Below are 21573 nucleotides of genomic sequence, written 5' to 3' on the forward strand. Positions count from 1 at the left end.
GTTTCTCCTTTAGAAACGGATCGCAGATTCGTACATGGCGACTTCTTGGGTACGCCCGCTGGTCTCACCACCATAGCGGACCTGACTTAAGGATGCCAAGTCCCAACCTTGTTAAGCTTTAGTGGCTTTTGCCCTACCCGCCTACGTGGTTGTGAAATAGCTGAAAAAGCTGATAATTGACCACATACCAATCATTGCACTTTACCCACCCATCACCTGAAAAGATTCCAGAGAGAGCAACGCCATGGACCAAATTGATCTGGTTCGCAGCCTGAAGTCGAAGAACAACACCAAGATCGTCATGTTTGTTGGCGATGGCCTGGGTGGGCTGCCTCACGAGCCAGGCGGCAAGACCGAACTGGAAGCTGCCCAAACGCCCAATCTCGATGCACTCGCCGCGAAAAGCGTCCAGGGCGCCAGCATCCCAGTGAAGCCAGGCATCAGCCCCGGTAGTGGCCCTGGTCACTTGGGCCTGTTCGGTTACGACCCATTGAAATTCCTGATCGGTCGTGGTGCCTTGGAAGCCACCGGCATCGGTCTGCCACTGCAAGATGGCGACGTGGCCGTTCGCTGTAACTTCTGCACCGTCGATGCCGACGGCAAGATCACCGATCGCCGCGCCGGTCGTATCCCGACCGAAGAAAGTGCTCCGCTGGCCGAAAGCCTCAACGCCATCAAGATCCCCGGCGTCGAAGTGATCGTGAAGCCAGTGAAGGAACACCGCTTCGTGGTCGTCTTCCGTGGCGGCGAAGGCCTGGGCGGTCACGTTGCCGACACCGACCCACAAGCAACCGGCGTTCTGCCGTTGGATCCAGTCGGTGCCGACGAAGCGAGCCAGAAGACGGCTGCCATCGCCAAGCAGTTCTTCGAAGAAGCGAAGAAGATGCTGAAGGATGAAAAGAAGGCTAACTGCTTGACCATGCGTGGCTTCTCGGCCAAGCCTTCGATTCCAACCTACGAAGAAGTCTACGGCCTGAAGGCGGGGGCCATCGCCGTCTATCCAATGTACAAGGGCCTGGCGAGCCTGGTCGGCATGGACATCCTGGGCAACGCTCAGTCGCTGGACGACGAACTGGAAGTCCTGAAGCAGCACTGGGAAGAGTACGACTTCTTCTTCATCCACTTCAAGTACACCGACTCGAGTGGTGAAGATGGTGATTTCGATGCCAAGGTCAAACGCACCGAAGAGTTCGATGCCCAGATTCCCAAGATCCTGGCTCTGAACCCAGACGTCTTGATCGTCACCGGCGACCACAGCACCCCATCGTTCCTGGCAAGCCATAGCTGGCATCCAGTTCCGACCATGCTGTACTCGAACTGCTGCCGTCCAGATGGTCACACAACCTTCGGCGAATCGACCGCAGCTCGTGGCGGATTGGGACACTTTGAAGCTCAGTACTTGATGACCCTGGCCATGGCCAACGCCGGTCGTCTGCAGAAGTACGGCGCGTAAGTAATTCGCAACCGCCAGCCAATCCAAGAAGGGGACGGGGAAAACCTCGTCCCTTTTTTGTGCCCTTACTCAGGCTCGAATCGAGCATCCAGCCAGTTGGCGTGATCGAGCACATCGGCACCATCGGCGAACTCGACGACCAGGGCGATACCCTTCATACCCTTCACCGAAACATCGACGTCTTTCGGAGCCTCGCCTCCGCGGACGATCGGGCTCTCGTAAGCGACCTTCCAGTCTTTTCCGGTCTGGCTGGTATAGACCTTGAAGACCACACTGCCGGCACCCTTGGTATCGTCGTCGACACCCACCTTCGCTTTGAACCGTGAATCGTCTGGTTCGACCTTGTAGGCCAATCGCGATGTCGCATGCATGCCGATCCCTTTCTGGCTGACGTAGCGATCCGACTTCAGGGTTCCCCCTTGGACGTTGCGATCCTTCTTGTAATCCCACTGGGTACTCAGGAACCCGAGATTCTTGAACCCAATCGCTTCGAGATCGCTTAGATATCGCACCCCAGAGCCAACGGGACGCAAATAGGTCACAAACATGTAAGCGTTTTCGAGCACCGATGATTTCAGTGAGACACCGCTCGGCAAGCGAACTTGCAGTCGTTCGTCGTGCAGCTTCATTTGATCGACCAGCAGCAGCGAGCCATCGCGTAGCCCGACCCAGACCCCCTGCCCTGTCAGCGGAAGATTGCCAGCCGTCTTCGCGAAAAGGATTTCACCCACACGACTCCGCTCTAAGGTCAGCAGTTTCTTGCCGACTTGAAACTCGACATCCAACGCGGTCAGCCGACGAAATGTCCCTTCAACATGATCGCCGTTGATCAGTGCCAATCGATCCCGAGTCCCTTCGTAGGCCTGAATCCGATCGAGTGCCAGTTGGGTTTGATCGACTTCAGGATGGGCCCGCAACAAGATGCCTCGCAGCGGCCGTAGCGGCAACGTGATTTCGTCCCACAGCCGAGTGTAGCCATGCAGCAAGTTCCCTTGCGTGTGCAACTCCTTCGCAACGATCCGGGTGCCATCGTCAAACAACACGACACCGTCATCTTCGATCAGTTCGGGATTACCAAAGCGGACGACCTGGCCGACATCGATCGTCGACTCGCCGTTCCAATGTTCAAGATCGGCGATCTCGCGGATGGCGACGTTGGCCGTTGGCTTTCCGATGGTAACCAGAGGTCCGGTGACAACCGATTGGGCATGGCATACCGAAGCTGCCAATACCAGACAGCACCACAACATTGTGCGAACAATCACCAGCATCACTTTTGAAAGATCGGAAGATAGTTGTTGGGAAGTTGCAGCACGATACACGCCATCGCCGTCCCATATTCAGGACAGATAAAGTCGGTCCAGAAACCTTGGGCCGTCTGTCGATCTTGCAGGACCTCGCGGATCATTCGGTAATAGCGTTCCCACCGTTGCGTGCCGACATGCCAGAAGGCCTGGGCCGCGTAGTACTGGCCATAGAAGAAGTGATTGTTACCTCGGAAGGTACTTTCCTGCGGCAGGTTGTCATCGAGGTACTTCAGGGCACGCTCGATGATTTCTCCTTCGTACAAACCGGCACTGTAAAGAGCGACCACGCCTGCGGCCGAACGTGGGAAGGCACTCGGGCCGCCGGTCAACATGTAGCTGAACCCGCCATCCGGATTCTGGCTGCGGGTGACATAGTCGACGCAGCGATCGACCGTTTCGTTCGGTACGAAGATGCCTGCGTTGCGTGCTGCGCGTAGAGCCATCATCTGGCAGACCGTGACGGAAATATCGGCTTCGCTTCGGACCGGCTGATAACGCCAACCGCCGTCGGCATTCTGCGTATCGACAATTAGCTTGATTGCCGCTCGTACCGTATCACGAAGTTCCGGCACCCCGGTCATCCCGTAGACCTCCGCCAGAAACAATGTCGCGAAACCATGGCCATACATCGGACCATGCGTTCGGGCATTAGGCAACGCAACAAAGCCGCCGCTTTGCGTATTGGCCAGCAAGTAATCGAGGCATGCAGAGATGTTGGCACCGTACGGTCCGCGATTAGGCGAACTGCCGGATGCCATGAAGGCGAGACCGGCCAGCCCGACGACCGCCGTGTTCGCCCGATAGCCATCGGAACCGAACGCTCCGCGCTGCTGCCCTTGCGTCGTCTGCCGTTCCGCCAGGTACTGCAGACCTTGGTTGATACTCAATTGAATGTCGGGCGTGATGAGTCCGCTGGAAGCACGCCGCGAAGTGCCACGCCATTCCTGGGCGGCGAGCATTGAACCAATGCTCCCGGTGCCAGCGGCAGCCAAGGCGGACTTCAACATCGTTCTGCGTGAATAGTGATCCATGGTCGCGTTGGCTTACTCCTCAAGTTCCGCCAGCTTGCGGAAATATTCCTGAGTCAGCCGTTCGTACTTCGGCAGGAACCGTTCCATCGAACTGTTCGAGATCTGTTTTCGCAAATGGGTCGGCAAGTTACCCCACGCCTTCTTGACCAGGGCGTCTTGTTCTTCCGGCGAGATCGGCATCACCTTGCGATCGCGAAGCTTGTCGGTACTGTTGCTGGAATCGTTGCTTTCTTCCTCGCCTGGCTCACCATTGCCTTCACTTGGCTGCGGCTCGCCACCGGTTTGCCCTTCCTGCATCGACTGCTGCTGCCCTTGCTGTTGGCCCTGTTGTTGACCTTGCTGCTGTCCTTGTTGTTGCTGTTGCTGGCCACCCTGCTGTTGCTGTTGGTTTTGCTGCTGGCCGCCCGACTGGCTCTGCTGCTGATTCTGCTGCTGATTCTGTTGTTGATCCTGGTTTTGGTTCTGATTCTGATTTTGCGAGTTGCTGTTGGATTGGTTCTGGTTGTTTTGCTGATCCTGTTGCTCCAGCAGCTTTTCGATCTCTTCAATGATCTTCTGCTGCATGGCAACCGTTTGCGATTCAGCCTGACCGTCGGAGATGCGTTTCTGAACTTCGCGCATCAAACCGCCGATCTTGGTCAGCGGGTCTTCTTGAACCATCTGATCGGTGCGTTCGATTCCCATGCCGCGCGGGCCGGTATTCTCATCGTCAGAAGTATCTTTCGGCTTCCCTTCTTCGCCAGTCGCCGGCTTCTCCATTTCTGGAGCTTCCTTCGCTTCGGCAGGCAAATCGAGATCGCCGAATAAGTCACTTCCCAGATCGTTGAACAACTCTTCATCCAGCGAAGACATCGCTGGATCTTCGTCGCCCGCATCCTGGGCCGAGACCGGCATACACCAGCCGCCTAGCACCAGACCTAGCACGACGACACCATAGGCGAATGGATACTTAAAGTTCATTGCCTTCCTCCTCTCCAGGAACGGTTGGCTCGAGATCGGGCAGACTGTCCGGGTCGAACATTTCTTCTTCCGTGTTCTTGATCAGGTTCAGCGTCATCTCGGAAAGACGTCCCTGCTCCGATGCCAGGCGAGCCAGTTCGGCCTGATCGTTGGCGTTCGGATTCTCGGCCATGCGTTTCCCGGCTTTTTCGGTGCGACCTTTGAGCGACTGCTGCATCAGCTTCAACAATCGCAACTGGGCCGTCTGGCTAATGCCGTCCTGACTTCCTTGTTGCTGCTGTTGATTCTGCTGGCCTTGATCTTGTTGATCCTGATTTTGTTGTTGCTGCTCGCCCTTTTTTTGCTGCTGCTCTTCTTCCATCGCAGCGACCAGTTGTTCCAACCGCTCGACCGCTTCGTCCGCCAGTGCCAAGGCCTGCCGGTCGACCTTGCTGGTGTCTAAGATCCGGGCCAGGTCGGTCGTCACCTCGGCGGTAAGCAGCAGCGAGAGGTGATACACCTCCGCCTTGGCGATCGCTTCGGCGAACGAACGAATCTCGTCGGTAATCGCTGCTTGTTCGAGCGACAGTCCCAGAATCGTTTGCTGCTGAGCCGGCGTGAGCTGACCGTCGACCGACTGGGCTTTTTCCAATCGTGTCAATTCATCGCGAATCCGCGTCTGGCGAATGATCAACAGATCGATCGACTGCTTCAGTTTGGCCGCTTGTTCGTCGGCCAGGTCTTTCTCGACTTGCTCTTGCTGCTCTTCCAATTCCTGTTGCGCATCTTCCAAGTCTTGCTGGGCCTGATCGATCTCTTCCTGCAACTGTTCTGGATCCATGTTCTGAGCATTCTTGGCTGCCTCTTCCAAACGCTCGGCAGCATCGCGAACCTTCTCGGCAGCTTTCCGCGCCGAGAGCCGTTCCAGCTTGCGTGCCAGGCGTTCGGCTTGCTGTTGCATCTGTTGGGCTTGTTCCTTCAGACGCTCGAGCTGCTTTTGCCGCGATTGCTGGCCCATCGGCGAAGCATCGTTGCGATCGGCCTGATTCTTCGCTTCAGTCGCTTTCTGCTTCAATTCCTTTTGCTGCTCTTGAAGCTCTTCCAATTCCTGCTTCGCTTCATCGAGCTTTCGCTTCAGCTCTTTCTTGTCGATCTCGCGACGGTTTTGCAGCGTGTCGAGCACATCTTCCAGCGATTTCTGGACCTGGTCTTGCGAGTCCTTGGCGGAAGACAATTTGTTTTGTTCGATCCGCTGGCCTGCTTGTCGCATTCGCTGCGAAACGGCCGAGTCACGATTTTCAGCGATGGCATCTTTCAGCGTATTCGAGACATCTTCGCTGTCTGGTTTGTTCTGCAGCATGTCTCGCATGCGTGACTGGATCTGATCCAGTTCGCCCGCGAGCCCCGTTTGCTGTTCGGCCATTTGCTTCAGGTCGGCACGTTCCTCAGGGGTCATCCGCTCGACATCTTTGCCGATCATGTCGGCCTGTTTCTCGTCAACGGCTCGCGAAAGATCTTCCTGACGATTCGCCAGTTCCCGAACATCCATCGCGAAACGGCGGAACGTATCCCACTTGTTCAAATCATTCTGCCAGTCTTGCAGTTGCCCGGCGACGTTCTCTTGTCGATCGCCCACTTCCTTGAGCTTTTCTTGGGTCTGCTGCTGCAACTTTTGCTGCTGCTCGGCTTCCTTCTCACCCGATTGGTCCGCGTCTGGTTCGGTGGCACCTTCTTCCTTCGGCTGATCCGGTTGTTCGCCGGAAGGTTCGCCTTCGCCGTTTGGCGACGAATTTTGGCCCGTTTGAGCCGTTTGGCGACGAAGCTGCGTCATCTCGTTTTCGATCGGCGTGAGTTCCTGATTGGCGATCCCTTCGATCTTCCGCTTCAGGTCCTCCAACATTTCCGTCGCATCGTGATCAGGCTTCCGGTTCTGCTTCAGCTCGTTGAGCAATTGATCGATCTTGGCCAAAGCACTTTCTTTGCCGCCGACCAGCTTGTCGCGAACGTTCTTCTGGTTCTGCTCGCCGTTCTGCAGATTCGCCATCTCTGCCGGGCCAAGCTTGGAGCCTTCGTTTAGTTGAATCTCGACACTGCGTGTCTGCTGGCGAGCGTCCTGCTGTAAGCGTCGAGCATCGGCGATCTTCGAGATGATGTCGCGTTGTTGACGATTGACGCGTTGGTCGAGTTGTTCATCGGAAATGATCGTGATCACGCGTGGCAGGCTTTTGCCAGACTGCGGACGATAGTCACTGGCCGAAACGATCAGCTCGAGCACGGTCCCTGGTACCAGCCCATCCAGCTTCGCGAAGTCGAGCGAATAGACGATCTCCAGGTCTTCGCCCTGCCCCATCGCCAGGTTACTCGGGGCCGTCTCAAACGGGATCTCTTCCGGGCCTGTATAGACCGACTCGTCGACCAGCACCGTTGCATCGGCGGGACGGGTCACCGCCAGCTTCACATCCTCGGTTCGCAAATCGTCACGAACGCCTGCCGATAGATCGAGCATCGCCGACGCGGTTAACGAAAGGTTGCGATCAGGAGCAATCCACGAGACGATCGGCGTTTTGTCAGGAATGACGCGAACTGGAAAGCGTTGCCCTTCCCCTTTCTTGAGGCCTGAATCGACCGTGACTTCGATCCAATAGTTGCCACTCTTTTCCAGAACCGGACCAACAGCAGGTTCGCTTTCCGAGCCGGGCGGCGTCGAGAAGCTCTTGCCATCTTCACCGATCACCAAGGGGAATGCCTGCGTCTCGCCGGCAGCGTCGAAGACGAACTCCGCCTGAGTGATTGTTTGATCGACCTTTCCGCGAAGCTGGAGCGAGGTTCCTGCCAAGGCGATGATGGAACGTGGCGATTCGCTTGGCAGCCAACGAGTGTACTCCGGCGGCACGAGCGTCACTTGAATGTCGGTGAACTTCGGTGGCTTGACCACATCGACCGAATACCAGGCCATCGTGTCGTCATCGCCCCCTTCGACACGGAACTCGAACGGCCGTTGGATGCCATCCAGTTGGTAAACCATCTGGTTGCTTTCCAGGTCGAGCTGCATCGGGTGAACCATCGGGCGTTCGTCCGGCTGGTAACGGACCTGAAGCTCTAACTGTTCTGGCATTCGACCATTGATGTCTTCGACCATGATGGTAGCTCGGCCACCCATCGGCACGACCAGCGGCGGGTCGACCAAGGCGAGGTTGTTATGCCGCGGCCATTCGATTGTCTTCCATGGCATCGCCAGTCGAGCGACCGCCGTCGACAACTGCCGCGGTGAAAAGAACATCACCGACAGCAACACCAAGGTCATGCCGATCGTCGCGTAGACAGCCCGCGTTGCCAGGTTGCGGTTCAAGGCAACCGACAAGTCGGTATAGGTTAGCGTGGCTGCCGTTTCATTGATTTGCTTGTGCCGAAAATAGGTCGAGCTGCCCGAGGCGTCTTGTTCGTCCTGCCCCAGAAAGAAGAGCGCACTCGAAATTCGATCGCGCATCTCTGGAAAGAACTGTTCGATCCGCTGAGCAATCTGCTGCAGCGAAGGAGCCCAACGCCAGGCCGGCAGTAGCCAAAAGTATCCGCAGAATAAGACACCGCCGAGCGTGATCAGCGAGAGAAACCAGCGTGTGCCAATATCGTCCTGGCGAAGCAGGTAATCGAACAACGCCATTCCCAACAGGAAGGCCACCGCCGCCACCACTGCCCATGCCGTCCCGCGCACGCGAACGCGCCGCATCGCCCCTCGGCGAGCTTCTTCCACGCGACGTACCACAATGTGGTCGCCAGCGGACGCGTTGGATTTAGAGGTTTCGGAAGCCATCCGTCAGTTCCTTCGGGACAAACTAGAGCAGACCCATGCGTTTTCGCAGGACCCACTCTCCAACTAATAGTGTGACGAACAACAGGGCAAGTTTCCAGGAATTCCACAGCGGCTCTGGCGGCAAAGTCTGAATCCGGACCTGCCTACCCCGCGGGAGGACATCCAACAGCTTCCCCGAGTCGAGGAACGAGAAATACTGCCCTCTCGTCGACGAGGCGGTCTGCCGAAGTTCGTCTAAGTCCATATCTAGCCGCGTCATTTCGCCTGCGACTGGTTCGACCGAAAATTGGGTCGAGGGTGGTTCGGTTTCGCCAGATTCGCCCCGCAGCAGCGGTTGAACGATCCATAGCCGATGGTCACCGGCGGTCAGGCCTGGAATGGTTGCCTCGAACAGGTCTCGATTACCCGAGACTCGCGACATCGTGATCGTCCGCGTGCGGCCGTCCGGCTTCTCGAGCGTCAACTGGACGCCGTCGTCGGCAGGCGGGGCCTGACCTTCGTCAAAGAAACGAACGCGAGCGGTGGCCGATTCTCCGGTGCGATAGTTCGAACGATCGACCGTGATTTCGACCGAGCCGTCCGAACCTAACAAGCTCGATCGCGCCAAATAGCGAATCGTCTGCATCCAGAACTCGTCGTGATAATCCCATCGCCACAGGTCATCGCTTCCCAGGAACATTACCTTGCCGCGACCAATGAACTGCTGCGTGAGAAGCGGCTGTCTTTCGCCATCGGGCCGGGTGACCTGAGCCAAGGTTTGAGCCCCCGGCTTGAGCCGCTGAATCGGCACATTCCAATAGACCTGGTCCATTCCCTGCCAAGCTGCGATCGACTCCGCAGGGGTCTGGGTGACTTGCAGTGGCAACGTGTTGAGTCCCAGTTCCGATAGCTCGACACGCAGCCGATCGGGGTAGGCCTGATCGGGATCGGAACGAGGCACATCATCCAAAGCGAACGGAAACAACGCATCGATCGGCGTTGCCCGGTAATCCCATGGCAGGAAGTACTGGCCACCCACAAAGATCAGCCCGCCCCCTTTGACTTCGACGAAGTCTCGCAGGTTCTGCAGTTGCTCGCGGCTTAGGAACGCCGAGTTCACATCTCCGACGATCACCACATCGTAAGCGAACAACTGGTCGCGCGTCGCAGGGAACGCAACTTCAGCGGTTTCGTCCTGATCGGCATACGACTGATCGGCATCTTGCAGGATGGTGGTCAGGTCGAAGGCACGTTCTGGTTCCGACAGTCCCTCATTCCGTTTTAACTGCCGCTCGAGCAACATTTTCAAATAACGGAACTGAAAGCGAGGATACGCCTGGACGTAGAGAACGCGAATCGTCGCATCGAGCACTTTGACCTTTCGTGTGACCGAAGTCTCTTCGCCGGTCATATCGCCGCTGGCCGTATCGACCTTCACGACATAATGAAAGTCGCCAATCTTGTCCGGTCGGAACTGCAACCGAACTTCGCGAGTCACACGCTCTGTGGGAAGTGTCAGATCGAATTCGTTTAGCACGACGCTGGGATTGTCCCGATCGGCAACCGACAAACGAACCGATTCTCCCTCCATCCCTTGAGCCGAAAGACGAATCGTGAAGGTTAGCGTATCGCCTACGAAGGCGACCGGATCGACGACCACTTCTTCGAGGCGAAGTTCCCGCGAAAGCTGCTGGCTACCGATTCCAATTGGGAAGACTGGAATGCCACGCAGTGCTGCCTGCTGGGCTCCTTCGGAAAGGCTAGAGCCTTCGATGGTCACGCCGTCGGAAAGAAGCACAACCGCAGCTGTCGGTCGGCCACGCTGTTGTTCCAGAATTTGTGAAAGGCTCGTTCCCAGTCGACTCACTTCGCCGGAAGGAGTGGAAGTTCGGAGGGCATCGCCGAACTGATCGTCCGGTACCGTCAGTGCGCGGCCGGAGTCACCCAGCCAATAGGATCGAACGTTATAGCGTTCACGAAGCTTCTTGAGCAGCGACTCGTTCTCTTCCAGCAGCACGGTCCGGGCTTGGTTCCACCGTGTCGGTTCGCCCAGGTTCGCCGCTTCGACGCGCGAGCGAATCAACGACTCTTCGCCTTCCGCGAAGCTATCTTGATGCGACATGCTTTGTGTGTCGTCGATCGCGATGACCAGGTCTGGCGCGTCGGTCTGGAATGGCTGCTGCTGAAGACCATACAGCATGAACAGCACGATACCGATCAGCGTCAGGCGGCCAGCCAACAGGAACGCCCATTTAGGAATCGCTCGCTGACGGTTTTCACGGCGATAAATCCAGCCGAAGAACAACACCGCCGAGATCACAATCAGCAGCGTTACCCATGCCGCCCACGGTGGTGCCCACTGCAAGGTCACTTCCATCGTGGCATCGGTTACCGGGCTCTCATCGGCCAGGGTCCACCGAACGAATTGTCGCCATGCGTCATTCATCGTGCGGCGGCCCCAAATCGAAAGGCCAGAAAACTTTCTACGAATAACAAACCGAGCACCAGAATCAACGCGTAGCGAAACAGATCGATCGACGAGGCAGCCGCGACCATCGGACTTCCGCCGGCCACGTCTGCTCCATGCTCGCCAGGCTGCAAACCAGGCGGCACGTTCTCCATGGCAACGCGACTCAGATCGCTTTCACGCGGATCTGGGTTCACAGCGAACTCGACCTGCGAGGTCGCTCCGTCCGACAGAGACTTCGAGCGATAAATCCCGACCTGATCGGTTCGATCAAACGCCCAGAATAAACGGTCGTCGCGGGCAACGGCTTCGATACGGCTCGACTGATCGTCAGGCAATGTCACTTCGATCAAGGTCGCACCCAAATTGCCTTCGACAATCCCTTCAAACACTTCGCCCAGTTGGCGATTGCGGCGATCGAACTGCGAGGCGACCGCCATGGCCAGCGACTCTTGCACCAGCGGCGGGAAGCTCGGCCACGTTGGAAACACGGTCCACGCTTCGGGCGGATCGAGCGAACGGTCGACGCTATCGGTACTGGCCGGCAAACAGAACAAAAGCACGTTGCCTCCCAACCGTGAGACCAGTTCGTCCTCCTTCAGCGCCGGATGGTATTGGCCTGAAACGATCGCCGGGTCGCCGCTGCCAAACCACAAATCGGTCCTCGCCGACGAACCTTCCGGCAGGTTGACCTGGAAATAATTCCAGACCGGCGTCGTCAACAAACCACCGGCTTGTTGGCCGCGGAATGGCTCGAGAATCGGACTTTCGTACTGGCGTGGGTCGAGGAAGTACTCGCCCCGCTTCGACGGCTGATCGAGATGCACGCCGAGCAGCGGAGCAGGATTCTCGCCAGTTGGCTGGAAAGCGGCGTTGTAACTGTCGGCCCGAACTTTATCGCCAAGGAAGATCACCAGCCCGCCCCCTCGTTCGACATAGCCTCGCAAGACGGCCGCTTCTTCTGGAGCAATTTGCGGTACGTTCGAAAGGTAGACTGCATCGTACGCCAGCAGGTCGATGTCGAGCAGCGCCGAAGCGTTCATCGTTTCGACTTTGATCGCTGAATCGATTTCACCCGAAGGATCGAGAGCCAGCTTCAAGAACTTGAGCGAAGGAACATCGCTTGCCAGGCAAAGCACACGTAGCTGTGGCTTCACTTCGACAACCACGTAGCGGTGGTTGTCGACCTTCAACAGGTCGTCTTCCAATCGGAACTCGATGGCGTGCGTTCCAGGCTTGGTGAAGACCGTGTTCATCTCGACCGATACGATTTGGTTGTCGACAAAAGGAACCATCTTCTGCGAAACCAGCCGACCATCGACGACCATTTGCAGAACCTGGCTGGGCAATTGCGAGGCGTTATCGCAGGTAATATCGACCCGGAATCGGGCTGGCTGGTTTGGCGTGAGGTAGGGCGTGACTTGTTCCGCACCAACGATCGCACTGTTGGTCGTTTGAGGCTGACCGACGTCGAGGGTTCGCATGACTGCGAGTTCCTGAATCTTCGCCAGTAGTTGTTCGCTCGACTGCGACGCCGAATCTTTCCAGGTCACGTCTCCATAGTCGGTCAGGATACAAACCTGAGATCGTCGCAGGCGTGGGAAGTCGCGGGCAGCGACACGCAGCACACCTTCGATTTCAGCCAGAGTCAGATCAAGCACAGCAACGCCAGGGTCGATATCGATCTGATCGATTTCGCGAAGGACGTCGCCTGGGTCGAACGCCGGTTCAGAGATCACGCCGCGGGCCGTTCGCCCCATGGTGATCAATGTGAACCCGTCACCTTCGCTTGCTTCGTTAACCAATTGTCGGGCCAGATCTTTTGCCCGATCGAGTCGCGTCTGACCATCTTCGCCGTACGCCATGCTGTACGACTGGTCGATCACCAGGACGGTATGCGTTGCTGAACCGGGTCCGCCGAAACCGGCAATTCCCGAGCCGCCGACGCACGACATGTCTGCCAAAGCGATCGCGAAGAAGAGCAAGATTGCACAGCGAACCAGCAACAGAAGCAGATGCTCGACCTGGATGCGGCGACGATTCTTCTTCATCGCGGCCAGCAGGAACTTCATCGCGGCCCAGTCGGTTTCACGGTAGCGACGACGATTCCACAGATGAATGAGAATCGGCGCTACGGCAGCCAATCCCCACAGAAGCATCGTCGCACTGGAAAACGCAAAAGGATTCACGAGGTTAAAACTGTTCCTGGCTAGCGCCGTTCTAAACTAAACGGGCGTTGCGGTGGTTCAAGTAATTACGCAGTACCGCATCGAACGGCATGTCGGTTCGGACCTGGGCATAGTCCATCTGGTTAGCCAACGTCTGGCTTCGCAGATCGTTCACGAACGCTTCGATTTCTTGGCGATATGCTTTGCGGACCGAGATCGGGTCGGCCAGCAGTTCCGGGAACTGTTCGAGGCCATGAAACATCGTGGGACGATCGAAGGGAAAATCGAGTTCGGCCGGGTCGAGCACATGCATCAAAATGATGTCGTGCTTGCGGAAACGGAGGTGCTTGAGGCCTGCCATGATCGAGTCGACATCGTCAAAGAAATCGCTCAGCACAATCACCAGACCACGGCGGTTCAACCGCCCGGAAAGCTCGTGCAATAGCGGACCGATCTCGGTTTTCTCTTTCGATTCGGCCGACTGCAGCACGTCGATCACTTGCTGCAATTGCACCGGGCTGCCGCTGGGTGGCACCAGCGATCGCACCTGCTGATCGAACGTCACCAGGCCGACCGCATCTTGTTGCTGCAGAATCAGCCAGGCAAACGTCGCGGCCAATGCCTGGGCGTATTCCAGCTTCGACATCGCCGCGTCAGGCCCGCGGTAACGCATGCTTTCGCTGACATCGACCACCAGATTGCAGATCAAATTCGTTTCGTCTTCGAACTGCTTGATGTAGTACTTGTCGGTTCGGCCGAGCACTTTCCAGTCGAGGTAGCGCAGATCGTCCCCCGGTGCGTAGTCGCGATGTTCGGCGAATTCGATCGAAAACCCTCGATGCGGGCTACGGTGCGAACCGGCGATCAACCCTTCCACAATATGCTTGGCCCGCAACCGCAGGCCCTGGACTTTAGCCAGCGTCTGAGGATCTAAAAGCGTCGACAAATTGGCGGTCCTCTATCGTGGTGGGCAAGTGATCGAGAAGCTGCTGCACGACGTGGTCGGTCGTGATACCTTCCGCATCGGCATTGAAACTAGTTCGGATACGATGTCGCAGAACCGGCAACGCGACCGCTTTCACGTCGTCGGTCGTCGCGAACTGGCGACCATGCAAAATGGCACGTGCCTTCGCCCCGAGCACCAGAAACTGGCTGGCACGAGGACCGGCTCCCCATTGGATATAAGGTTCCATCTTCGAGGGGACATCGTTTCCACGACGCGTCATCCGTACCAGGCGAATCGCGTACTGGGCGACCGGATCGGCGACCGGCACGCGGCGAACCACCTGCGAAAGCTCCAGGATTTCGTCACCGGTCAAAAGTGGCGAGATCTCGGTATTAATGTCGGCCGTCGTCCGCTTGACGATCTCTAACTCTTCCATTTCGGAAGGGTAATCGATCCGCACATTGAACATGAAACGGTCCAACTGCGCTTCGGGCAGCGGGTAGGTCCCCTCTTGTTCAATTGGGTTCTGCGTGGCGAGCACGAAGAAAGGTCGCGGCAACGCATGCTTGCTGCCACCGGCGGTGACCTGCTTTTCCTGCATCGATTCGAGCAGGGCCGCTTGCGTCTTCGGTGGCGTACGGTTGATTTCGTCCGCCAGGATCACATTGCTGAAGATCGGCCCCGGAATGAAACGGTAAGCCCGCTCGCCGGTCGAGCGATTCTCTTGAATGATTTCCGTTCCGGTAATATCGGAAGGCATCAAGTCGGGCGTGAACTGAATGCGATTGAAGTCGAGATGCAGCGCACTGGCCAGCGAACGCACCATCAACGTCTTCGCCAGCCCAGGCACCCCTTCCAACAAACAGTGACCGCCGGCGAAGAGGGCGATCAGAAGCTGTTCGACCACTTGCTGTTGCCCGACGATGACGCGGCCTACTTCGCGCTGCAGAAGCTCGTAAGCCTCTGCCAGTCTCGCCGCCGCGGCGGCATCGTTTTCGCTACTCATCGGTTCGTTATCCGTTTACGGTGCATCGTGGATGAATTGGTTCGTCGCAGGCTCTCATTCCTGAGAGGGCGACGCGGCTGGCGGAGGCTTGTCGTCGACAACCGGTGTGTAAACCGTCAACCTCGACGGCCCAGCAACAATCAGTTGACCGTCGCTGTAAACCAGGTTGCCACCTTCCTCGCCAAATTGACTTAAATCGATAGGTTCGGCCGCTGGAACAATGGAACCATCGTCGGCCAGTTTTGTTTCGAGTCGATAGACTTTATCGCGAGTGGGCCAATAGACCTGATCTCCAACCAGGGTGCCTCGGCCAAAGCCTCGATCGAGGTGGGCCTGATCGACCGAAGGGAACTCGGCTCGGATACGACCGGAGTCGACATGTACCCAGAAAAGCTGCTCGCCACTGACCAGCACGTCTTCGCCGGAGATACCAATCAAGTGCGTCGGGTCGAGCCCACCTGGAACGGTTTGCCAAACGAGTTGGCCGGTCGCGGCATCGAGGGCAAACAGTCGTTCGCAATCGAGCGGCATCGAAATCACCAGGCCACGCTCGACGATGCATGGATTTACATTCCGTTGCACCTGAGGATGAGCCCGTTCGAGCGATCGAGGCACCATTTCCATGCGTGGGTAACGTGTCAGCCAGAGCATTCGTCCCCGGTCGGCATTGAGCGCGGCGATCACACCGTTGTTGGTGTTGTAGTACAGTACACCGTCGACCATGGTCAGCAGATTGTGCGAGCGATGGCCGAACTCGCCATCCGCGACCAGACCGCTACCGTAAGGCTGCACCGTGCAAATCTTCTTTCGCCAAATCAGCTGTGAAGTAGTCCAGTCGAAGCAGCCGACCGCCAGTTCATCGCGGACGCCAGACTTGACCATCCCGCAGTAAAGCCGATTGCCTTGCACGATCGCTGTTCCTTCAAACGACCAGGGACCGGAAAGCTCGGTCACCGGCGGGACGCGTGCCTCGATCTTCCCTTCCTTCCGCATGTCAAACACGACCATGTCGGCAGGATTTTGGAATTGAGCTTGAACGTAGGGGACGCCGATCGCTGTTGTCCCGATCCGCGCGACCAGCTTCGTCTGATCGGAAGAGAGCGTGAAACGTGCTGGCCCTAATGCGTGAAGGAATCGCAACGCCATCCCCCGCAGCGGCGAACCTCGACGCATCCGGTCAGGCCCGAAATTGAAATCGACGCGGCGACCGGTCGTCAGGAACGCGCCATAGTCGAGATCGTTTCGCTTGAAGACCTGATTTCCGGCGACCGGAAACGATGGCAAGCCGCTATGAAGCTGAAATGCCCGAACACGGTTCTCATCGGCGACAATGACCTGATCCCCCATCACAACCGGGAAGGTACTCAGCAGCGCGTCGCCATCTTCCGCGATCAAAGGAATATCTTCCAGGGTGCGAACATCTCCGAAGCCGTTGTTGCCTGGGGCCCGCGAAAGCGACTGCACATCGAGCGTGACACTCCAGGCCGGTTCGTAGTCAGAAACCTTACGCTCCTGCATCGCTTTGGCCGTTCGGCTGTACGCACCGGCGAAGGTTGGCCAGCCGCTGCTTGGTGAAATCGCGGTCGAACCAGGATTCGTTTCAATCAGCTTCGCCAGGAATTGAGCGTAGTTGGTATTTCGTCCGCCGAGATAACCTTCCGCGGCAGGATGCAGTTGCTGCAGGAGTTCCAGTTCGACGGCGGCCCGCTGCTGGCTACCTTCCAGCCACGAGGTCAAACAAAGGCGAGCCCAGACGGCGGCCGGGTCGACATCGGTATCAGGGATGGTCGCCAGCGAGGCGGAACTGGCCGCTTCGTTGAGCAGTGCCGCGACGTGATCGCGATGTTGTTTCCAGTCGATACCACCGACAGCGACCCACATCGGTTGCCCTGCCATGGCCAGCAAGACGCCACGAGGATCTTCCGGCGTGCGAAAGCGGGGCGAGATTCGTTCCCAGGCAGTGCGTGCTTCGTTAAAACGTCCTCGTTCCAGCAGCAGGTCTCCCAGGACCAGCAAGGCCTCGTCAGTGTGGCTGCTGAGAAAGTAGTCGTTGATGGTCGCGGCGAGCACTTCTGGATCGGCGGTAGCCTTGGCGGCGTCGAGATCTTCTTTGGCAAGCGGATCGATCCGGTCGCGATACGCTTCCAGGAACTCCGGCGTCTGTCGCGAGAACTCCGCGATGCGGCGTTGCAGATATGTTTTCAGTTCGTCGTAATAGACATACTCGCTTCCCAGATCGACCTGATCTTTACCTTGCGAGATGAATTCGCTGCCGTGGCGGCTAGAGAGCCGCTCGAGCGTGTCGATCGCGTCTTGCCACTTCGCTTGTTGAAGTTGCTGATCGACTTGCGACAGAAGATTGTTGGTGTCGTTCTTCGTCTCAGGCAGTTCGACCGTCAGAGAGAACTCCGGCCGAGCGAGTAAATCGCGAACCTGCCCCGTGGCCTGCGATGCATCCAGGAGCAATAAGGGAAGGACCCAAACCAGTCCTGCGGTTCGCAATGTAAGCCACGGCCTAAAAATCATGCACTCGCTTTTCCTGACGACGGCGCTGCCATTTGTCTATCCAGTATAGAAGGCGGCATCCCCCCGGAAAAGCAAACTGCAGGCATAGTATCTCGGAAACCACCGCCAGCAGGGGGACAAGTAACGATTAGATCGACCCCACAGAGCCACTTCAGGCCGGGAAAGCTCGGAAAACTAGTCCCAAGCAGGTGGCTGGGTCGGAATTCCTTGTTCCGCCTTTTTCAGCGCGATTTCGGTCAATTGCTCAGCAGACAGTTCTTTCCGCTCGGCTGCTGGCTTCCGCAAATAGGCAACCACGATGTAAGCGAAAAATCCTGCCAAAAGAAGATATGGGACCGACATCATGAACATGATGCTGTAGGCATACGCGCTGACGTAGTTGTCGCTCAAACCATCCTTACAGGTCGGACAGGCCCAAACTATCGACGGGATCTCCCACACCGCCAGCAAAGCCGCGGCCGCGAAAGCTTTCGTCAAGTTGGATGGCAACACGTTCATCGATCAGGCAGCCGCTTCGGCAGGAAAGAACTGATATAGGAAAAGATACACCAACACCCCGGTCACGGAAACATAAAGCCAGATCGGAAAGGTCCATTTCGCGAATTTCCGATGCGCTTCGCGGCGATCTTTTAGGCCCAGGTAAATCGTGATGACAGCCAGAAACGGCACCGCGGCTGCCAGCACGACGTGCGTCAGCAGCATCGCATAGTATCCATAGCGAACGGCCGCCGGCGGATACGCAGGGAAGGTCTTGCTGTGTCCCTGCATCAAGCCGTGATAAACGAGGTAGCAGACCAGGAAGACCACCGAGACCCCAAAGCAACCCAGCATGGTCCACTTGTGCGCTTCGACCTTCCCCTGCTTGATCAGGATAAAGCCCAGCACCAATAGCAGCGTGGCGAGACCATTCAGCGACGCATTCACATGCGGCAAGATAGTTACCAGATCCACGCGTTAGTCCTTCTTCTCGTTGTCACTGCTGGGTTGTTCTGCGGACTCGGCTTTGGGCAGCATCTCGTCCAGCTTCTTTTGAAGCTCTTCCATCTGATCTTTCTGGGTGGTGCGGTAAGAACCAATCACTTTGCCTTCGCGATTCACCAGGAAGACTCGGTCGCTGTGATACTGCTCGGCGACTTCGATGTTGAAGAACTCGTCGCCGATTTGCTTGACCTTGGCGAACTCGCCTCGCAGGAAGTACCAGCGACTAGGATCGGCTTCAAAGCGTTCGGCATAACCGGCCAGTGCCGCAGGAGTATCGTTCTCTGGGTCGCATGTGATGCTGACGAGCTTCAAACCACGATCTTTGAATTCATTCCGCAGCTTGGCCTTCTCCATGTTCTGCAGAATGCAGGTGCCTGGGCACGACGTATAGAAGAAGCTCCCCAGCCAGATGTCGCCGTTAAGCGACTTGGAATTGAACGGCAGATCGAGGCTATCGCTCAGCTGAAAGCTGTCCATCGTCTGCTTCGGTTCGTCCTTCTTGGCGACCTCTTTCTCGACCGGCTCTTTTTTCGCTTCGTAAGGTTCGGCGAGAAGTTCTTTGATCATCTTCTGACAGCGGCGGAAGTCGGTGTCGTCGGTAGCCCGAAACGAACCACGCAGTTTGCCTTGCTTGTCGATCACCATCAAGCGATCGCTGTGGGTCTGTGTTTCAAACATCACCAGAAACGACTCTTCAACGATCTTCTTTAGCTTGTCCATGTCGCCGGTCAGAAAGGTCCACACGTCAGGCTCGGCCTGGAACGATTCGGCATATTGACGCAGCACCTCAGGCGTGTCGGTATCGGGATCGCAGGTAATGCTGACGAACTTCAAACCGTCGTCGGCGAACTCTTCCTGTAAGATCGCGATTTGCTGGTTCTGCATTTTGCAGATCGAAGGACACGTGGTGAAGAAAAAGCTGGCGATCCAGACGTCTCCTTCCAGCGACGTCGTATCGAACGTTTCTTCTTCCGCCGAAGTCAACTGAAAGGGTGGGATCTCGCGATCGAGCTCGACCGACGTGGTGTCGCCTGCGTGGTCGTCGACTGGAAGGTTCACCCCGCCGGGAGATCGATTCATGGCGGCCCACACCATGGTGAGTCCGAGCAGGATCAACAGGATCGCACTAACAAAAATTCCGGTTGCCGGTTTCATATCCAATCTCCTCGCCTGGTCTTCTTCGCTGCCTGGCAGGCCAAGGCGAACATCACAACAGCAAACAACACGGTAATCGTTACTCCCAGCCCCACGCCAGGCAACCAATAGTCACCCGTCGCTTCGCCACCGAGAAAACTCGGAGCGGTCTCGGCGTGCATAATCCGGCGGATCGCGCCGAGGGCATACGTCACCGGATTCAGCGTCATCACCCAGCTCAGCACCCATTGGCCCGTCGAGGTGATCGCATCGTTGGCCGGAATCGGGAAGAACGCCCCCGACAGCAGCCACATTGGCATCAGCAGCAAATTCATCACGGCATGAAAGCCTTGCGTCGAATCCATCCGCCAGGCCAACCAGAACCCGAGCGACGTCAAACCGACAGCCGCTACGACCAGGATCGCAAAGATAGCCAGGAACTGACCAACAGAAAGCGTGATGCCGACGAAGAAGCTAAGCAGCAAAAACAACATTGCCTGGCCGACCGCCAAAATCGTGCCGCCAAGCACTTTCCCCAAGACCATCGACCAGCGAGGTATGGGCGAAACCAGGACCGACTGCAGGAACCCTTCGTTGCGATCTTCAATGATCGAGATCGTTGCGAAGATCGCCGTGAACAGAACGATCAGTAAAAGAGTGCCTGGGAAGAAATAGACGGTGAAGCTTTCGTCACCTCCACCCTGCCCCGACGCTTTGAAGACGCCTGACAAACCGGTACCGAACAACAGCCAGAAAATGATCGGCTGCCCGATCGCTCCGATGATGCGATTGCGTTGTCGCAGGAAGCGAACAATTTCGCGGCGGCACAGCGACATCGCCGCGGCCACAGGACTAGGATGAGGCATCGCTTCCGAAGTCATGGTTTCACCTCTTCGGTAAACTGCCGTCCGGTCATGTGAATGAAAACATCTTCCAACGAAGGCTTGGCCAGTGTGATGGCGTCGACCTGATCGCTGGCGACCTGCATGATCGCCCGAATTGTCCCAGGCCCATCTTCGGTTTCAAGACGGACGAACTCGCTAACTTCGGTCGCAGCCAGATTTAGTTCGGTTTGGAGCCGCTCGATCAAGCCTTGCGGTTGCCGGGTTCGGATCGTGATGGTGTCCCCGCCAATCGATTCTTTTAGCGCGTCCGGTGTATCCAAGGCGACGAGCTTGCCTTGATCGAGAATCGCGATGCGGTCTGCCTTCTCTGCTTCTTCCAGCAAGTGCGATGTCAGCACGACGGTTACACCTTGATCGCTGCGAAGGAATTCGAGGTATCGCCACATCGCCTGACGCGCGGCCGGATCGAGCCCGGTGCTTGGTTCGTCGAGCAGCAGAACCTTCGGCGAATGCAGCATCCCTTTGGCCAGTTCGACGCGGCGACGCAGTCCGCCGGAAAGATCTTCGACGATGTCATGGCGACGGTCGGCAAGTTCCAACTTGCTCAGTAGCAGTTCGGTGCGATCGTGCAGCGTTTGCCCCGTCACTCCGTACAGGGCCGCTTGCTGATAAATGTTCTCTAGCACGGTCAGCTTCTTATCGAGACTCGGCATCTGAAAGACGACGCCAAGCTGCTGCCGCACTTGCTGTTTATGAGAGCGGACGCCATGCCCTAGGATGCTAATCTCGCCCTGCTGCAGCGACATTAAGGTCGACAGCAGACGAAACAACGTCGACTTACCACCGCCGTTGGGGCCGAGAAACACGAAGATCTCGCCTGGATCGATGGCCAGCGAGACCTGGTCGAGTGCCTGCCGTTTTCCATAGCGATGGGAAACGTTTTCGATGGATACGGCGCGGGGAGAGATCATTCGCAGTTC

The 21573-nt window shown here is 57.2% G+C and carries 15 protein-coding genes; 1 reads left to right on the forward strand and 14 read right to left on the reverse strand.

Annotated elements, in window-relative coordinates; translation table 11 throughout:
- Positions 1–244: 244 nt before the first annotated feature.
- Positions 245–1453, forward strand: coding sequence for a 2,3-bisphosphoglycerate-independent phosphoglycerate mutase (locus ABD890_RS06630; RefSeq protein ID WP_345087110.1), 1209 nt, complete (start codon positions 245–247; stop codon positions 1451–1453).
- A gap of 65 nt (positions 1454–1518) precedes the next feature.
- On the opposite strand, the gene ABD890_RS06635 is transcribed toward ABD890_RS06630, so the two are convergent.
- The 14 genes from ABD890_RS06635 to ABD890_RS06700 all read right to left on the reverse strand — a co-directional run bounded on the left by ABD890_RS06635 (position 1519) and on the right by ABD890_RS06700 (position 21564).
- Positions 1519–2718: an NPCBM/NEW2 domain-containing protein gene (locus tag ABD890_RS06635; protein ID WP_345087112.1), complete on the reverse strand. Its 1200-nt coding sequence runs from the start codon at positions 2716–2718 to the stop codon at positions 1519–1521.
- A 5-nt stretch (positions 2719–2723) separates the two neighbouring features.
- Positions 2724–3767, reverse strand: coding sequence for a prenyltransferase/squalene oxidase repeat-containing protein (locus tag ABD890_RS06640; RefSeq protein WP_345087114.1), 1044 nt, complete (start codon positions 3765–3767; stop codon positions 2724–2726).
- A gap of 36 nt (positions 3768–3803) precedes the next feature.
- Complete coding sequence (locus tag ABD890_RS06645; RefSeq protein WP_345087116.1) at positions 3804–4751, reverse strand: hypothetical protein; 948 nt, start codon at positions 4749–4751, stop codon at positions 3804–3806.
- Positions 4741–8541 (reverse strand): coiled-coil domain-containing protein, encoded by a 3801-nt coding sequence (locus ABD890_RS06650; RefSeq protein ID WP_345087118.1) that lies wholly within the window; start codon positions 8539–8541, stop codon positions 4741–4743. Before ABD890_RS06650 ends, ABD890_RS06645 begins: the two co-directional genes overlap by 11 nt.
- A 22-nt stretch (positions 8542–8563) precedes the next feature.
- The gene (locus tag ABD890_RS06655) at positions 8564–10966 is read right to left on the reverse strand and encodes a hypothetical protein (RefSeq protein ID WP_345087120.1); all 2403 of its coding nucleotides are present in this window, start codon (positions 10964–10966) and stop codon (positions 8564–8566) included.
- Positions 10963–13176 carry a BatA domain-containing protein gene (locus ABD890_RS06660; protein WP_345087122.1) on the reverse strand — a complete coding sequence of 738 codons (2214 nt, stop codon included), beginning with the start codon at positions 13174–13176 and terminating at the stop codon, positions 10963–10965. The genes ABD890_RS06655 and ABD890_RS06660 overlap by 4 nt, the downstream gene beginning before the upstream one ends.
- 31 nt (positions 13177–13207) lie before the next feature.
- A complete protein-coding gene (locus tag ABD890_RS06665; protein ID WP_345087124.1) occupies positions 13208–14101 on the reverse strand; it encodes a DUF58 domain-containing protein in 894 nt (297 codons plus the stop codon).
- Entirely contained in the window at positions 14067–15107 is a 1041-nt protein-coding gene (locus ABD890_RS06670; protein ID WP_345087126.1) for an AAA family ATPase, read from the reverse strand. The genes ABD890_RS06665 and ABD890_RS06670 overlap by 35 nt, the downstream gene beginning before the upstream one ends.
- Positions 15108–15161: 54 nt before the next feature.
- Positions 15162–17633 (reverse strand): outer membrane protein assembly factor BamB family protein, encoded by a 2472-nt coding sequence (locus tag ABD890_RS06675; RefSeq protein WP_345087128.1) that lies wholly within the window; start codon positions 17631–17633, stop codon positions 15162–15164.
- A 174-nt stretch (positions 17634–17807) separates the two neighbouring features.
- On the reverse strand, positions 17808–18125 hold the full coding sequence (locus ABD890_RS06680; RefSeq protein WP_345087130.1) for a hypothetical protein: 318 nt from the start codon (positions 18123–18125) through the stop codon (positions 17808–17810).
- 9 nt (positions 18126–18134) lie between these two features.
- Positions 18135–18584, reverse strand: coding sequence for a DUF420 domain-containing protein (locus tag ABD890_RS06685; RefSeq protein WP_345087132.1), 450 nt, complete (start codon positions 18582–18584; stop codon positions 18135–18137).
- 3 nt (positions 18585–18587) lie between these two features.
- Positions 18588–19769: an SCO family protein gene (locus tag ABD890_RS06690; protein ID WP_345087134.1), complete on the reverse strand. Its 1182-nt coding sequence runs from the start codon at positions 19767–19769 to the stop codon at positions 18588–18590.
- A complete protein-coding gene (locus ABD890_RS06695; protein ID WP_345087136.1) occupies positions 19766–20629 on the reverse strand; it encodes an ABC transporter permease in 864 nt (287 codons plus the stop codon). Before ABD890_RS06695 ends, ABD890_RS06690 begins: the two co-directional genes overlap by 4 nt.
- On the reverse strand, positions 20626–21564 hold the full coding sequence (locus ABD890_RS06700; protein WP_345087138.1) for an ABC transporter ATP-binding protein: 939 nt from the start codon (positions 21562–21564) through the stop codon (positions 20626–20628). Before ABD890_RS06700 ends, ABD890_RS06695 begins: the two co-directional genes overlap by 4 nt.
- Between the last annotated feature and the right edge of the window lie 9 nt (positions 21565–21573).

The organism is Bremerella cremea (assembly GCF_039541315.1).
Taxonomy (GTDB): domain Bacteria; phylum Planctomycetota; class Planctomycetia; order Pirellulales; family Pirellulaceae; genus Bremerella; species Bremerella cremea.